General features: G+C 70.9%; 17 protein-coding genes and 1 pseudogene. 8 read left to right on the top strand and 10 right to left on the bottom strand.

Going from position 1 to position 14,758, the window contains the following annotated elements; genetic code table 11:
* Positions 1-25: 25 nt before the first annotated feature.
* Both BJ965_RS20375 and BJ965_RS20380 read right to left on the bottom strand, forming a co-directional pair.
* On the bottom strand, positions 26-874 hold the full coding sequence (locus BJ965_RS20375) for a hypothetical protein (RefSeq protein ID WP_184909948.1): 849 nt from the start codon (positions 872-874) through the stop codon (positions 26-28).
* 125 nt (positions 875-999) lie between these two features.
* Positions 1,000-1,263, bottom strand: a complete 264-nt coding sequence (locus BJ965_RS20380) for a hypothetical protein (RefSeq protein WP_184909949.1) — start codon at positions 1,261-1,263, stop codon at positions 1,000-1,002.
* Between the two features lie 348 nt (positions 1,264-1,611).
* Between BJ965_RS20380 and BJ965_RS20385 the strand changes: the two genes are divergently transcribed.
* Both BJ965_RS20385 and BJ965_RS20390 read left to right on the top strand, forming a co-directional pair.
* Positions 1,612-2,439: a helix-turn-helix domain-containing protein gene (locus BJ965_RS20385; RefSeq protein WP_313666965.1), complete on the top strand. Its 828-nt coding sequence runs from the start codon at positions 1,612-1,614 to the stop codon at positions 2,437-2,439.
* A complete protein-coding gene (locus tag BJ965_RS20390; protein WP_184909951.1) occupies positions 2,436-2,636 on the top strand; it encodes a DUF397 domain-containing protein in 201 nt (66 codons plus the stop codon). Before BJ965_RS20385 ends, BJ965_RS20390 begins: the two co-directional genes overlap by 4 nt.
* Before the next feature lie 72 nt (positions 2,637-2,708).
* Here the strand turns inward: BJ965_RS20390 and BJ965_RS20395 are convergent, their stop codons facing one another.
* Both BJ965_RS20395 and BJ965_RS20400 read right to left on the bottom strand, forming a co-directional pair.
* Complete coding sequence (locus tag BJ965_RS20395) at positions 2,709-3,689, bottom strand: NADPH:quinone reductase (protein WP_184909952.1); 981 nt, start codon at positions 3,687-3,689, stop codon at positions 2,709-2,711.
* Positions 3,690-3,709: 20 nt separating this feature from the next.
* Positions 3,710-4,288: a PadR family transcriptional regulator gene (locus BJ965_RS20400; protein WP_184909953.1), complete on the bottom strand. Its 579-nt coding sequence runs from the start codon at positions 4,286-4,288 to the stop codon at positions 3,710-3,712.
* 33 nt (positions 4,289-4,321) lie between these two features.
* Here BJ965_RS20400 and BJ965_RS20405 point away from each other — a divergent pair, with 33 nt between their 5' ends.
* Positions 4,322-4,807, top strand: coding sequence for an ester cyclase (locus BJ965_RS20405; protein WP_313666966.1), 486 nt, complete (start codon positions 4,322-4,324; stop codon positions 4,805-4,807).
* 102 nt (positions 4,808-4,909) lie between these two features.
* Here BJ965_RS20405 and BJ965_RS20410 read toward each other — a convergent pair whose 3' ends face one another.
* The 6 genes from BJ965_RS20410 to BJ965_RS20435 form a co-directional block, all read right to left on the bottom strand.
* Complete coding sequence (locus tag BJ965_RS20410; RefSeq protein WP_313666967.1) at positions 4,910-6,388, bottom strand: sensor histidine kinase; 1,479 nt, start codon at positions 6,386-6,388, stop codon at positions 4,910-4,912.
* A complete protein-coding gene (locus tag BJ965_RS20415; protein WP_184909954.1) occupies positions 6,385-7,122 on the bottom strand; it encodes a response regulator transcription factor in 738 nt (245 codons plus the stop codon). The genes BJ965_RS20410 and BJ965_RS20415 overlap by 4 nt, the downstream gene beginning before the upstream one ends.
* Positions 7,123-7,209: 87 nt before the next feature.
* Entirely contained in the window at positions 7,210-7,389 is a 180-nt protein-coding gene (locus BJ965_RS20420) for a hypothetical protein (RefSeq protein ID WP_184909955.1), read from the bottom strand.
* Between the two features lie 30 nt (positions 7,390-7,419).
* On the bottom strand, positions 7,420-8,445 hold the full coding sequence (locus BJ965_RS20425; protein WP_184909956.1) for a S1C family serine protease: 1,026 nt from the start codon (positions 8,443-8,445) through the stop codon (positions 7,420-7,422).
* Between the two features lie 110 nt (positions 8,446-8,555).
* Complete coding sequence (locus tag BJ965_RS20430; RefSeq protein WP_078615287.1) at positions 8,556-9,578, bottom strand: LacI family DNA-binding transcriptional regulator; 1,023 nt, start codon at positions 9,576-9,578, stop codon at positions 8,556-8,558.
* Positions 9,579-9,706: 128 nt separating this feature from the next.
* Positions 9,707-10,495: a response regulator transcription factor gene (locus BJ965_RS20435; RefSeq protein ID WP_184909957.1), complete on the bottom strand. Its 789-nt coding sequence runs from the start codon at positions 10,493-10,495 to the stop codon at positions 9,707-9,709.
* A gap of 176 nt (positions 10,496-10,671) precedes the next feature.
* Between BJ965_RS20435 and BJ965_RS20440 the strand changes: the two genes are divergently transcribed.
* From BJ965_RS20440 to BJ965_RS20460, 5 genes and pseudogenes are all read left to right on the top strand, one after another.
* Complete coding sequence (locus BJ965_RS20440; RefSeq protein ID WP_184909958.1) at positions 10,672-11,523, top strand: alpha/beta hydrolase; 852 nt, start codon at positions 10,672-10,674, stop codon at positions 11,521-11,523.
* A 38-nt stretch (positions 11,524-11,561) separates the two neighbouring features.
* Positions 11,562-11,816 carry a MoaD/ThiS family protein gene (locus BJ965_RS20445; protein WP_059418772.1) on the top strand — a complete coding sequence of 85 codons (255 nt, stop codon included), beginning with the start codon at positions 11,562-11,564 and terminating at the stop codon, positions 11,814-11,816.
* Positions 11,817-11,819: 3 nt separating this feature from the next.
* On the top strand, positions 11,820-12,944 hold the full coding sequence (locus BJ965_RS20450) for a hypothetical protein (protein WP_184909959.1): 1,125 nt from the start codon (positions 11,820-11,822) through the stop codon (positions 12,942-12,944).
* Positions 12,945-13,115: 171 nt separating this feature from the next.
* Positions 13,116-13,478 (top strand): YciI family protein, encoded by a 363-nt coding sequence (locus tag BJ965_RS20455; protein ID WP_184909960.1) that lies wholly within the window; start codon positions 13,116-13,118, stop codon positions 13,476-13,478.
* Positions 13,475-14,716: pseudogene (locus BJ965_RS20460) on the top strand (RNA polymerase sigma factor); the annotation flags it as partial. The gene BJ965_RS20455 and the pseudogene BJ965_RS20460, both read left to right, overlap by 4 nt.
* Between the last annotated feature and the right edge of the window lie 42 nt (positions 14,717-14,758).

Genomic DNA, 14,758 nt, shown 5'->3' on the forward strand with positions numbered 1-14,758 from the left:
CGGAAAGGTTGCCGGGGTATCTGCCTCAGTCCGTACAGGACTTGGGGTCGAGCTTCTCCTCGATCTTGTCCTCACGGCCGTCCGGCTGGCCGCTCGGCAGGAGCTTGTCGGAGATCCCGTCGATGTAGTACCCGTGGGAGTAGACGGTCTGATAGCCCCGGTCACGCCAGCTGTGCACGGTCCGCTCCCCGTCCCCCTTGTCCCACTGGTAGTCCTCGACGTGGAAGACGGGGTTCACGCGCACCACGCGCTGGTACGGCGTCCAGGTCACGGCGACCTGCCGGCAGGGCGGGATGGTCTTCTCGCTGCGGGTCTCGAACCGGGACTCCTTCTCCCAGCCCCACTCGTACCCGGCGCTGCCGCCCACGGTGCCGCTGAAGATGCTCTTGGCGAGGGAGAGGCTGATGGTGCCTCCGACGCTCTTCTTCGCGAACGTCTTGGTGCTGTAGCTGCTGACGAAGGTCTCCTTGTCGTCGGCGGAGCCCTGGTTGCCGATCCAGCGTGACGTGCGGACCGTGTCGCCCTTGATGGACCAGGTCGAGGCCTCGGCGTACCCGCACCAGCCGCGGAACAGCTCCCACGGCCCGGCGGGCTTCCACAGCCCGAAGACGTCCCGCAGGTACTCGTCCTGGGTCTTGAACTCGCCGGTGTCGACATTGAGGGCGCCGTACACGCCCGTCAGGCTCGTCTCCTGACTGCAGAGCCGTTCGATCATCAGATCCGTGTCCCCGGGATCCACACCCCGGATGTTGGTGGCCCCGGCGGGCCCGGCGGCGGCGGTCCCCGCGCCGGTCAGCAGACCGGATATGGCGAGGGCGGTGGTTGCGGCAACAGCGCCGCATTTCTTGAGAGTTGACTTGCGAATGAGACGCATGGGGGTTGGCTCACTCCTGCTTGCGGTTCTATGACGGCGTTGAAGATGTCAGAACAGCTGCGGGAGTTTGCGCTACTGACGGGTATGACAGGACATTGACAGCTGGCCGGGAGTCATGTCCCGCTTTATCGGGTGTCGCTGCTGCGACTGACAGCAACACGCAGCACGTCTCCCAGGGATTCCACGGCCCTCGTCAGCGCGAAACGCACGGCGCGTTCACCGGCCTTGGGGTCGCCGAGTACGGATCTGGCGCCCGCGAGCACCTGCTCGGCGGAGGCGAGTTGAGCGGCCTCGACGTCGTCGGCGAGGTGCGAGAGGAGGCTGTGGGGGTCGTCGGTGGAGAGATAGCAGGCCTTGCCGTCGGCGCCGGTCCAGGGGAGCAGCCTCATGCGTAGACCTCCAGGGCGTGGAGGTAGGGCCGGACCAGCGGGGTGTCCATGACGAGGGGCTCTGTGTCGAGGAGGCGTGTAGGGGGACCGGGAAGAGGCGGTGGCTGTGGACCGGGGGTGGCTCGGTGGCGGCCTTGGGCGGGGAGCAGGAGTCGTACGAGGGTCAGGAGCAGGGACTCGCAGAGTTCGGCGGCGCGGAGGCGTAGACGCATGGGTGTCCCTTCCAGGGGCAGGCAGGGGGTCTGACGAGCGGTGATTACCGTTCGTGCCTCGATGGTTACGGCTCGCGCGTACGCTGCGGAAGGGGTCAGGTGTTGCCTGGCGCTCCAGGCAACGGTGAGGGGTGACGTGGGCGAAGTGGTTGACGGGGAGCGGGAGTCGGGGCGGGGTGTTCTCGGCCGGACGCTGAAGTTCCTGCGGGAGAAGGCGGGGAAGTCGCTGGGGCAGCTGGCTGACGACACCGGCTACGACAAGAGTTACCTGAGCCGCCTGGAGAAGGGGGAACGGCTTTCCAAACGGGCGGTCATGGAGGACCTGGACAGCTACTACGGGTCCGGTGACCTGCTGGTGACCCTCTGGAGGATGGCGCAGCTCGACGCCTTCAAGAACAAGTACAAGAGGTACATGGAGCTGGAGGCGACAGCTCGGATCCTGCGCGTGTATACGCCGGACGTGCCTGGGCTGTTGCAGACAGAGGAGTTCGCCCGAGAGGTGTTGTCTGGGCCCCAGACAACGGCAGACAACAGCGATGACGTCGAAGAACAGGTGGCCGCACGCCTGGGACGGCAGCTTCTGCTGCGCAAGGACCCGGCACCCAGTGCCCGATTCATCATCGACGAGCCTGCATTCCGCCGACCCTCGGCCAACGCGGAAATCTGGGATGACCAGTTGCTGCACGTCGAGGCCGTCGCCCAGTGGCCCAATGTCGCCGTGCAGGTACTGCCGTTCTCCGCTGGGGTACATCCCCTCATGGGGAAGGGGTCCCTGACCCTGCTCTGGCAGGAGGACGGAAGCGCCGCGGCCTACACGGAAGGAGACAGCAGCGGTCTGCTGACGGATGATCCGGAGGCTGTCCTGCGCCACCGTTTGTCCTACGATCTGCTGCGGGATCTGGCGATGTCCCCGTCGGACTCGCTGACGTTCATCCGGGACGTACTGGAGGAGCACAGATCATGAAGCCCACCTGGCGCAAGTCGAGCTACAGCGACGGGGGAGCCAACAACTGCGTCGAGATCGCCGACAACTGCCCTGGCGTAGTCCCCGTCCGCGACAGCAAGCAGCCGCACGGCCCGATACTCGTGTTCGGCGCCAGCCCTTGGGGGTCGTTCCTGGCCGGCGTCAAGGACGAGAGCCCGGCGCACATTTCCGGGTGACTCGGGTGGCACAGCGCGACGGGCCGCCCCGCAGAGTCAGGCAGTTGAGCAGGGCAGTGGTCCGAGTCCGGGCTATCGGGGGATGGTGACCAGGATGCGGCCGTGACCACCGCCGGCGTCGACGCGGTCGTGGGCCTTGGCGATGTCGTCCAGCGGGTGACGGTCGCCGACGGCGACAGTGAGGGCGCCGACGGCGGCGGCGGAGGTGAGATCGCGGGCGGCCTGGCGCTTGGCCTCGGCGGGGAAGTCGTCGCTGCCGAACAGCCGCAGGGTGACGTTGTTGAACAGCAGAGGCCAGAAGGGGATCTCGGTGCGGTCCGAGCGGGTGGCATAGGCGGCGATGACGGCGTTGTTGGCGGCGACGGCGTTGTCGAGATCGGCATTGTCGGACAGCGCGACCTCGATGATCCGGTCGACGCCCCGCGGCGCGTACGAGCGGATGGCAGCGGCGGGCTCGCCAGTGTCCAGGGCGATGGCGTGGGCGACGCCCGGGTCGACGTGGTCGAGGTCCGCGGTTCGGCGGACGGTGGCGATCACGGTGGCGCCGGCCCAGTGGGCGAGCTGGGCGGCCAGGGAGCCGACGCCGCCGAGAACTCCGTGGACCAGAACCAGTCGGCCGTCGACCGGGCCGTCGGCGAAGACAGTGCGGTGGGCGGTGATGCCGGGGATGCCGAGGCTCGCGCCCAGTTCGTCACTGAGATGGTCGGGCAGAGGTACGGCTTGGTGGTCAGGTACGACGGTGTACTGGGCGGCCGTGCCGAAGGGGCGGTAGGACTGGGCGCCGTATACCCAGACCCGTTGTCCGGCGCGGTGGACGTCGACTCCGGCGCCCACGGCGTCGATGACTCCGGCGCCGTCGCTGTGCGGGATCACCCGCGGGAAGGGCATGGACGAGCCGAGCCAGCCGCGCCGTTTCTTGGTGTCGCCGGGGTTGACGCCCGAGACGGTGACGCGGACGCGGACCTCGCCGGGGCCGGGGACGGGATCAGGTAGTTCGCCGACGTGCAGGACATCGGAGGCGGGGCCCTGGGCGTCGTACCAGGAAGCAAGCATGGGGGTACCTCCGTGGGCCGTCAGCCCGCGGGAGCGGCGGGCGCATATGGATCGCTGTCGGTGCATGCGGTGTCGAATGCGGGCGGTTCCTCGCCGAGGGTCTCGCGCAGCCAGGTCCGTTCGGCGCGGCTGGTGGCGCGGGCGGTGAGCAGCATGCCCCGCCGGTAGGGGTCGGCGATCTCCTCGGCACGCAGAGGCCGCTCGTTGTCGTAGAAGAAGCTCGCCGGCTCTTCCAGGAACTCCAGCCGTCTGCGCAGCACCGCATGCTGTTCGGCCACGTCGTGCAGGTGGGAGAGGAAGGCCAGGACGACGTAGAACCGGGTGAAGTCGGTGATCTCGTGGTCGGCGGGCTTGCGCAGGCGCTGAAGCATGTCGGCCCGTCCGGCCGCGGTCAGGCTGAGCAGGTACCGGGCCGCCCCCGCGGCCGGGTCTGCGCGCCGCTCGATCAAGCCCGCCCTGGTCAGGCGATTGATCGCCGGATACAGGCTGCCGTCACTGACCGGCCGCGTATAGCCGGTCAGCTGTGAGATGCGGCGGCGCAGCTCATGTCCGGGCAGGGGTCCCTCGGCGAGGAAGCCGAGTATCGCGAGTTCCAGCATGAGCCCATCTTCGCACGTGAACATCGAATCGATGTGAACATCGAATCGATGTTACGCTCGCAGGCACCCGCCCAAACGTCTCTGGAGAGGCACAGCAAGATGCCATCGCAGTCCACCGAGTCAGTGATGAACCGTTTCGTCGAGTTCATCAACACGGGCGACGAGGATCTCGCCCACGAGGTCATTTCTCCGGATGCGGTGTTCCACGCGCCAAGCCACCCGGAACCACTGCGGGGGCCCGATGGGTACATGGAAGTCATCGGGATGATGCGCAGTGCCTTCCCCGACGTCCAGTGGACGCTGGAGGAGACAGTCACCGAAGGCGACACCGTGGCCGCACGGTTCACCATGCGGGGAACCCACGACGGTGAATTCCTCGGGATCCCGGCGAGCGGCAACAAGATCTCGGTGCAGGCCATGAACTTCTACTACCTGGCCGACGGCCGGATCGTCGGCGAACGGGGCCAGCCCGATCTCCTCGGGGTGATGCAGCAGATCGGTGCCGTACCGGCGCCGTGAACCTCGCAGCGCCGGGTGAGCCTGCCGCCGCCGCCCTGCCCAGTGCGCCCCGCATCGCGGAGCGGCTGAGCAGCCGACCTAAGGGGCCGTCTGCCCTGGCCCTCAGGCCGAGGGCAGATCCTCCGGCGGAGGCACCGCCGCTCCCGGCAGGCGTACCGTCGCCACCGTGCCGCCGCCCTCGGCGTGGGACAACGACACCTCGCCGCCGGCCTGCTGCACCGTACGGGCCACGATCGACAGGCCCAGGCCAGAGCCCGGCAGCGCCCGTGCACTCGGGGAGCGCCAGAAGCGGTCGAAGACGTGGGGGAGTTCGTCGGCGGGGATGCCCGGGCCGTGGTCGCGGACCGTGAGGACGCCCTCGGCCAGGCGGACCTCGACCGTGCCGCCCTGCGGGCTGAACTTCACCGCGTTGTCCAGGATATTGACCACCGCCCGTTCCAGGGCGGAGGGTTCCGCCCGGACGAACCACGGCCGGACGTACGCCGTGATCGTGAGCTCCGGGCCCCGCAGCCGGGCCCGCCGCAGCGCCGACTCGATTGTGTCCTGCCAGGCGACGATCTGTGTCCTGCCCGCGTGCTGGCCCGTGTCCGGGCGGGACAGTTCCTGGAGGTCGCCGATGAGCGCGGCCAGCTCCGTCATCTGCGCCTTCACCGACGCGAGCAGCGCCTTGCGGTCCGCCTCGGGGATGGGGCGGCCCGTCTCCTCGCTGCGGGTGAGGAGTTCGATGTTGGTGCGGAGGGAGGTGAGGGGTGTGCGGAGTTCATGGCCGGCGTCCGCGATCAGCTGCTGCTGGAGGTCACGGGAGCTGGCCAGGGCCGACGTCATCGAGTTGAAGGACCGGGACAGCCGGGCCACCTCGTCCTCGCTGGTGTCGTCCACCGGGATGCGGACGTCCAGATCCTCCGTGCGGGCCACGTGCTCGACGGCCTCGGTGAGTTTGTCGACCGGGCGCAGGCCCGCCCGCGCCACGGTGAGGCCGGCCGCCCCGGCGCCCACCACCCCGACCCCCGAGACCAGCAGCAGGATCAGCGCCAGTTCGTTGAGGGTGGACTCCGTTCCCTTGAGGGGCACAGCGATGACCAGCGCGTAGTCGGCGGCCACGCCCTGCTCGAACGGGCCGTTCTTCACGACGACCGCCGTGGTCAGCACCCGCACCGAATTGCCGTCGCTGTCCGTGCCGTTGCGCAGCCGGACGACGGTCGGGTCGGGGTCCTTCGCCACGGCCTTGTCGCCGCTCGTGACCTTCACCTGGGGCATGAGGCTGCTGAACAGACAGACCTTGCCGTCGACCCTGACCACCTGCGCGTAGGTCTGTGGCCGCGGGGCCCCGCCGAGCGTGTTCGACGGCTTCTGGGGGCACGACTTCGTCAACGCCTCGAAGTCGTCGGCCTGCAACGTCCGGAACGACGACTTCAAGTCACCGTCCACCTGGTCGTACAACTTCCCCTGCACGATGAACCAGCACGTCACCGACACCGCCGCCACCGCGAACGCCACCGCCGCCGCCACCAGCAGCGCCAGTCGGGAGCGGATCGGCAGGGAGCGGAACCGGCGTACCACCCTGTGCGTCCAGGAACTCACTCCGCGCCGCCCTGCCGCAACACATAGCCCACACCCCGCACCGTGTGGACGAGGCGCGGCTCGCCGCCCGCCTCGGTCTTGCGGCGCAGGTACATGACGTACACGTCGAGGGAGTTCGACGACGGCTCGAAGTCGAAGCCCCACACGGCCTTGAGGATCTGCTCCCGGGTCAGGACCTGGCGCGGATGGGCCATGAACATCTCCAGGAGCGTGAACTCGGTGCGGGTCAGCTCCACCTGGCGCCCGCCTCGCGTGACCTCCCGCGTGGCGAGGTCCATGCGCAGGTCGGCGAAGGTGAGCGCGTCCTCGTCGGCCGGGTCGGCCGCACCCACGGCCGCCGCGTAGGAGCTGCGGCGCAGCAGGGCGCGGATGCGGGCGAAGAGTTCGTCGAGTTCGAACGGCTTGACCAGGTAGTCGTCGGCGCCCGCGTCGAGGCCGGTGACGCGGTCGCCGACCGTGTCGCGGGCCGTGAGCATCAGGATCGGCATGGTGTCGCCCGTGGCGCGGATGCGGCGCGCTGCCGTCAGGCCGTCCATGCGCGGCATCTGGATGTCGAGGACGACCAGGTCGGGCCGGTAGGCCGCAGCCTTGTCGAGCGCGTCGGCGCCGTCGACGGCGACCTCGGTCCCGTACCCCTCGAACGCGAGGCTGCGCTGGAGCGCTTCGCGTACGGCCGGCTCGTCGTCGACGATCAGGATGCGCTGCGGGTCACGGTCGCCGTCTGCGGGGCTCATGGGTCGGGGGTCCTCGGGGGTGAAGGGGGGCGGGGGTGCTCTGACGCTCTCAGCGTCGCACGTGGGAGGCGTGAGCCGGCGGGAACGTCAGCCGCGTACCGCCCGGCGCCGGGCCTTCCCGGCGCGGCTCGCCCTGCGGGTCGCCGTGGCCGGTGCCGTCTCCGCCGCCCGGCCCGTCGGAGGGTGCAGCGCGGACGCCACCGCGAGGGCCGGACCGATCGCCGCCGGGTCCCCGCCCGGCTCCGTGTGCACGACCTGCTCGATCATCGCCGTACTCCTCGCTGTCGGTGCCCGGGCTCAGTCGGTCGACCCCGCCCGCAGCTTCGCGAGGTCGGCCTTGACGGTGTTGATCGGGATGGCGAAGCCCAGTCCGACGCTGCCCGCGTCGGAGGACGAGGAGGCCTGGCTCGTCGGCGCGTACATCGCGGAGTTGATCCCGATGATGTTGCCGTTCATGTCGATCAGCGCGCCGCCGGAGTTGCCCGGGTTGAGGGACGCGTCGGTCTGGAGCGCCTTGTACGTCGTCGTGCTGGACCCGGTGTCGCCGTTGAACTGGCGCCCGCCGAACTCGAACGGCCACTGGTCGCCCTGCCCCTGCCCCTGGCCCTGCCCCCACTGCTGCTGGCCCTGGTCCTGGCCCTCCTCGGTCGGGACGGTGACGTCGCGGTCGAGGGCCGAGATGATGCCGCTGGTGACGGTGCCGGACAGCCCCTCGGGGGAGCCGATGGCCACGACCTGGTCGCCGACCTGGATCCCGGCCGAGTCGCCGAGCGTGGCGGTCTTCAGGCCGGAGGCGTTCTCCAGCTTGATCAGCGCCAGGTCCTTCTTGCTGTCGGTGCCGACGACCTTCGCCGTGTAGGACTTGCCGTCGCTGGTCGTCGCCTTGATCTGGGAGGCGCCGGAGACGACGTGGTTGTTGGTGACGATCTCGCCGCCGCTGGTGATGATCACGCCGGAGCCGGTGGACGACCCGGCGTTGGAGTCGGCACTGATCTCGACGATGCTCGGGCTGACGGCCTTCGCGACGCCGGCCACGGTGCCCTTCTGGCTGGAAGGGACCACGTTGGTGCTGGTGGAGCTGGAGGCGACGGTGTCGTTGCCGGTCAGCTCCTGGATGCCGTAGGCGGTGCCGCCGCCTATCGCCGCCGCCACGATCGCCACGGCGGCGATCAGGGCGAGGGGGCCGCGGCCGCGCTTCGTCGGATGCGGAGCATGCGCCGGGGCGTACGCCGGCGGGGGCGGCCACTCGGGGTTCACCGGGGCCTGCTGCTGACCCTCGTAAGGGTTCTCGTACTCGCCACTGCGGTGGAAGCTCTCGGTCATGGAACAGAGCTTGGCGCCCGACCATGAGAGCTTCCTGAGTGCTCCCTGAGAAGCCCGACAGAACCTCGTATGCCCGATATAAGGACGCCCGCTGCCTGAACCGCCGGAGGCTACGCGCAGCCGCAGGACTGCCGGGTCACCAGCCGCGACGGGAACACCTTCAGCCGCTCCCGACGGGCCCCCGCGACCCGCAGCCCGTCGTCGAGGACGAGGTCCACCGCCGCCCGGGCCATCGCCGGGCGGTCGGACGCGATCGTCGTCAGGGGCGGGTCCGTGAGCGCCGCCTCCTTGATGTCGTCGAAGCCGGCCACCGCCAGCTCGCCGGGGACGTCGATGCGCAGTTCGCGCGCGGCCCGCAGCAGGCCGATCGCCTGGTCGTCGGTGGAGCAGAAGATCGCCGGCGGGCGCTCGGGGCCGGAGAGGATCTTCAGGGCGGCCTGGTAGGCGTCGTAGCGGTTGTAGAGGGCCTCGAAGAGGCGGCCCTCCGTGGAGATGCCGGCCTCGTCCATCGCGCGACGCCAGCCCTCGACGTGGTCGGAGACCGGGTCGCCGACCGCGGGGGTCTCGGCTATGCCGCCCATGCAGGCGACGTACTCGTAGCCGTGGTCCAGCAGGTGCCGGACGGCGAGCTCGGCGCCGCCCAGGTCGTCCGTGGTGACGGCGACGTCGTCGATGGCCTCCGGCCGCTCGTGCAGCAGCACGACCCGGGCGTCCCAGGCCTCGATCTCGGCGGCGGCCAGGTCGTTGAGCGCGTGGCTGACGAGGATCAGCCCGGAGACCCGCATCCCCAGGAAGGCGCGCAGGTAGTGGACCTCGCGCTCGCCCACGTAGTCCGTGTTGCCGACGAGGACCATCTTTCCGCGCTCGGAGGCGGCCTGCTCGACCGCGTGCGCCATCTCCCCGAAGAAGGGCTGGCGGGCGTCCGGGATGATCAGGCCTATGAGGTCCGTGCGCCGGGACGCCATGGCCTGGGCCACCCGGTCGGGCCGGTACCCCAGTTCCTTGATCGCGGCGAGGACACGCTCGCGCGTGGCCGGGGCGACCGGCCGGGGTCCGTTGTTGATGACATAGCTGACCACGGCAGTGGAAGTCCCTGCCAGCCGCGCCACATCATCCCGAGTCACCTTGGCCACGCGCGGAGTCTACGCGGATATACCGGCTCTGGGCAGGGCGTAAAGGAGGTTCCGTACGATATCCCGACCGCCGTCCGGGGGACCCCGTGCGGGAAGCGATGCCCAGGTCGACGCCGCAATACGCCTCTTTACGCCTTCGCGCGGGCCTCGGCCGCGTCCAGGGCGGCCGACTTGTCCGCGGTGTCCGGCTTTGCCGTGGCCGCCTTGGCCTTCGCCTCCTCGGCGCCGCGCTCCATCTTCTCCGGCTTCTCCGGCGTAACGAATCGATAACCGACGTTCCGGACGGTGCCGATCAGCGACTCGTGCTCGGGGCCGAGCTTGGCGCGCAGCCGCCGTACGTGCACGTCGACCGTGCGCGTACCGCCGAAGTAGTCGTAGCCCCAGACCTCCTGGAGCAGCTGGGCGCGGGTGAAGACGCGGCCGGGGTGCTGCGCGAGGTACTTCAGGAGCTCGAACTCCTTGAAGGTGAGGTCGAGGACGCGGCCCTTGAGCTTGGCGGAGTACGTGGCCTCGTCGACCGACAGGTCGCCGTTGCGGATCTCCATGGGGGAGTCGTCGCTGACGATCTGCTGCCGCCCCATGGCCAGCCGCAGCCGCGCCTCGACCTCGGCCGGGCCGGCGGTGTCGAGCAGGACGTCGTCGATGCCCCAGTCCGCGGTGACGGCGGCGAGGCCGCCCTCGGTGACGACCAGGACGAGCGGGCAGCCGGGCCCGGTGGAGCGCAGCAGCTGGCACAGGCTGCGGACCTGCGGCAGATCACGCCGGCCGTCGATAAGGATGACGTCGGCGCCGGGGGTGTCGACGAGGGCGGGGCCCTCGGCGGGGGCCACGCGCACGTTGTGCAGGAGCAGGCCGAGGGCGGGGAGCACCTCCGTCGACGGCTGGAGGGCGTTGGTCAGGAGCAGCAGAGAACTCATACGTCTGGTTCCTCCTCGGTCCCTGCGAGGACGCTTGTTGGCACAGCACCGCTCTGTCTGCGATCCCGAAGGCCCCGTACACCTGCGGTTTCCCGCTTCGTATACAACGCTTCCGAAAGCACAAAAGGACCCGGGGGCTACGCTGCCCGAGTCCTCTGCCCAGCAGAATAGCCCACATGAGCTCTCGTCCGGCAGGTCATGTGGCGCGTTCCACCGAACGTCCACACTCCGAGACGCCCGCGGCAACGCCGGTGCGGAGGTCTTCGAGGACGTTTCTGCGTACGGCCGACGGGGTGACGATCGACGCCGTGTACGACCCGGGCACCGCCGTGCACGACGCCTCGCGGACACGTTCCGGTCACCCCGTGTTCGTCGTCGCCCACGGCTTCACCGGGGCCGTGGACCGGCCGCATGTACGAAGGGTGGCGCAGGCCTTCGCCCGTTACGGGGCGGTCGTCACGTTCTCCTTCCGGGGGCACGGCGCGTCCGGCGGGCGGTCCACGGTCGGGGACCGGGAGGTGCTCGACCTGGCGGCGGCGGTGCGGTGGGCGCGGGAGTTCGGGCACGCGCGCGTGGGGACGGTCGGGTTCTCGATGGGCGGCTCGGTGGTGCTGCGGCACGCGGCGCTGCACCCCCGCGAGACCGACGCGGTGGTGTCGGTCAGCGCACCGGCCCGCTGGTACTACCGGGGGACCGCCCCGATGCGGCGGCTGCACTGGCTGGTGACGCGGCCGGAGGGGCGGATCGTCGGCCGGTACGGCTTCGGGACGCGCATCCACCACCGGGACTGGGACCCGGTTCCGCTCTCCCCGGTGGAGGCGGTGCCCAGGATCGCCCCCACCCCGCTGCTGATCGTGCACGGTGAGGCCGACGGCTACTTCCCCCTCGACCACCCGCGGATGCTGGCCGCTGCCGCCGGTGACCAGGGCGAACTGTGGCTGGAGCCGGGGATGGGGCACGCCGAGCACGCGGCCGGCGACGCGTTGCTGGCCCGGATCGGGGAGTGGGTCGCGGGCCGGGCGGGCTAGCCTGACGGGGTTCACCGCCGAATTCATTGAGGAAGCAGATGCCAAAGGTCACGGTGCGCTACTGGGCCGCCGCCAAGGCCGCGGCCGGGGTGGCCGAGGAGCCGTACGAGGCGGCCACTCTCGCCGAGGCGCTCGCCGGAGTGCGGGAACGGCACCCCGGTGAGCTGGAGCGCGTCCTGCGCCGGTGCTCGTTCCTGGTGGACGGCGACCCCGTGGGCACCCGCGGACATGAGACGGTACGGCTGGCCGACGGCGGCACGGTCGAGGTGCTCCCGCCGTTCGCAGGAGGATGAGCGATGACCAACCAGCCGAACCGGCAGAACCAGCCGTACGACCCCTACGGGCAGCAGCCGCAGGCGTGGCCCGGGCAGGCGTACCAGCAGCAGGGGTACGAGGACCCGCACGCCGCTCAGCAGTACACGCAGCAGTGGCAGGGGCAGACCTGGGAGACGCAGAGCCATCAGGCGGTGTCCGCGCAGGCGCCTGACCATCAGGCGGTGTCCGCGCAGGCGCAGGCGCCGGATCCGGAGACGGCGATCCTGACACCGCAGTCCCCGCAGACTCCCCGGATGTCGCAGACTCCCCGGGCGCCGCAGGGTCCTGCGGCGCCCGCCGGAGCCGACGCCGACGCCTCCGGATACGGCCCCGCCACCGTGGGCGGGAACGCGCGCGTCACCGACGCGCAGCGGGCCCGCGCCGAGGGCCGCTCCCCGATCATCGAGCCCGGCATGCAGCCGGCCGCGCTGACGGCGCTGCTCGGGCTGCTGCTGGCCGGTGCCGCGGCGGTCGGGACGTACGCGCTGCTCGTGCCGCTCGTGGTCCTCCAGGCCGTCACCGCGGCGGGCTGGTTCCGGCTGAACGGGATGTGGCCGGCCCGGCAGGGCATCGCGCTGGGCTTCGCGGGCGCGCTGGCCGCGGACGCGGCGCTGCTGGCCTCGGGCCGCTCGCCGTCGGCGATCCTCGGCACGATCGGGGTGTGGGTGCTGCTCGCGCTGGTCCTGCAACTGCGCTCGCACGCCGACCCGGACGAGCGGATGTACGGCCTGATGGCGACGGTCGCGGCCTCGGCGCTGGCGATCGTGGCCGGCGGGTACCTCGCGGCCGCCGCGGACGCGGTGACGGTGGGGGCGGTGGCCGTCGGGGTCGCCGTCCTGGCCCGCGCGCTGCCGCTGCCGACCCCGGCCTCGGTGGTGGTGTCCCTGCTCGCCGCGGCGGGCGCGGGCATCGCGATGGGCTCGGTCACGGACCTCGGCACGTCGGGCGCCTTCCTCGGCGCGGGCGCCGCCGTCTGCGCCCTGATCGGCCACCGGGTCGCGAGCTACGACTACCCGTCCCGATTCGTCCACTTCACGGCGGGCGTGGCCCTGCCGCTGGCCGCGGCGGCCCCGGCGGTGTACGTCCTGGGCAGGGCGCTGGCGTAGCCCTCCGGACCTCGCACACTGCCGGCGTCGCCCCTGCTCAGGGTGGCGCTCGCGGTGGTTCGGAAAACGATCGGAGAAAGTCGTCGTCGGATGTCGAGGACCTGCCTCCCTGCTCCGACTGAAGGGTGACAGCGCGCCGACGGGGCGTGCGGGACGGGGAGGACACCCGAGATGAAGTACGTCGCGATGATCTACGGCAACCAGGCGAAGTGGGACTCCTTCCCGGCAGAGGCCTGGCCGGAGGCGATCGCCAAGCAGGAGGCGTTCAACAAGAAGTACCGGGAGAGCGGCGAGCTGGTGGGCGCCTACGGCCTGGCGGATGCCGCCGCTGCCCAGCTGGTGCGCCGCGAGGACGGCGCCCCGGCCGTGACCGACGGGCCGTACCTGGAGACCAAGGAGTACATCGCCAGCTTCTACCTGCTGGACTGCGAGAGCCTGGAGCGGGCGCAGCGGATCGCCGCGGACATGCCGTTCGCCGATGTGGAGCCGGTGGAGCTGTGGCCGGTGCTGCATGAGTCCGCGGCGGACATGTGAGCACCCCGCACCGCGGCGCCGAGGACCTGCTGCGCGAGCTGGCGCCGCAGGTCCTCGGCGTGCTGGTCCGCCGGTACGGCTCCTTTGACGCGTGTGAGGACGCCGTTCAGGAGGCGCTGCTGGCCGCCGCCCTGCAGTGGCCCGAGGAGGGGGTACCGGACAGCCCGCGCAGCTGGCTGGTGACTGTCGCCTCCCGCAAGCTGGTCGATCAGGTGCGCAGCGAGGCCGCACGTCGCCGCCGTGAGGACGCCCTGGCGCTGGCCACCCCGCAGTCCGCCCTGCTGGCGCACTCCGCCGACGCCGTGCCCGCCGCGGACCGGGACGACTCCCTGGCCCTGCTGTTCCTGTGCTGCCACCCCTCGCTGTCCGCACCGAGCCGGATCGCGCTGACCCTGCGTGCGGTCGGCGGCCTGAGTACCGCGCAGATCGCCGCGGCCTTCCTGGTACCCGAGGCAACGATGGCCCAGCGCATCAGCCGGGCCAAGCAGACCATCAAGGCAGCCGGCACGCCCCTGACCATGCCGGAGGGCTCCGGTGGCGCCGAGCGGCTGGCCGCGGTCCGGCACGTGCTCTACCTGATCTTCAACGAGGGTTACACCACCACCGGCGGCACCGACCTGACCGTGCCGGAACTGTCCGACGAGGCGATCCGGCTCACCCGGCTGCTGCACCGCCTTGTGCCCGAGGATCCCGAGACCGCGGGACTGCTCGCCCTGATGCTGCTGACCGACGCACGCCGCCCCGCGCGTACCGGAGCCCACGGCGAGCTGGTTCCCCTGACGGAGCAGGACCGTGGCCGGTGGGACCGCGGACTCATCGCGGAAGGCGTGGACCTGATCAGCCGCACCCTGCCCCGAGGGCAGGTCGGCCCCTACCAGCTGCAAGCGGCCATAGCCGCCGTGCACGACGAGGCCGAGCACAGCGACGCCACCGACTGGCCCCAAGTCCTCGCCCTCTACGACCTCCTGGAGCGGTTCGGGCCGAACCCGGTGGTCAGTCTCAACCGCGCCATCGCGGTCGCCATGGTCCAGGGCCCGGCCGCCGGTCTCGACCTGCTGGAGAAGCTGGAGAGCGGCAAACGCCTGGCGCACCACCACCGGCTGCTCGCCACCCGCGGTCACCTTCTGGAACAGCTCGGCCGGCACCAGGCCGCCGCGAGTGCCTACCGTGAGGCCGCCGCCCGCACCACCAGCGCCCCCGAGCGCCGCCACCTCACCCAGCGTGCCCAGCGCCTGGAGAACCCGGCATGCCCCCCGCGCCGGACCGCGTCCGTACGACCT

This window comes from Streptomyces luteogriseus (assembly GCF_014205055.1).
GTDB classification, from domain to species: Bacteria; Actinomycetota; Actinomycetes; order Streptomycetales; family Streptomycetaceae; genus Streptomyces; species Streptomyces luteogriseus.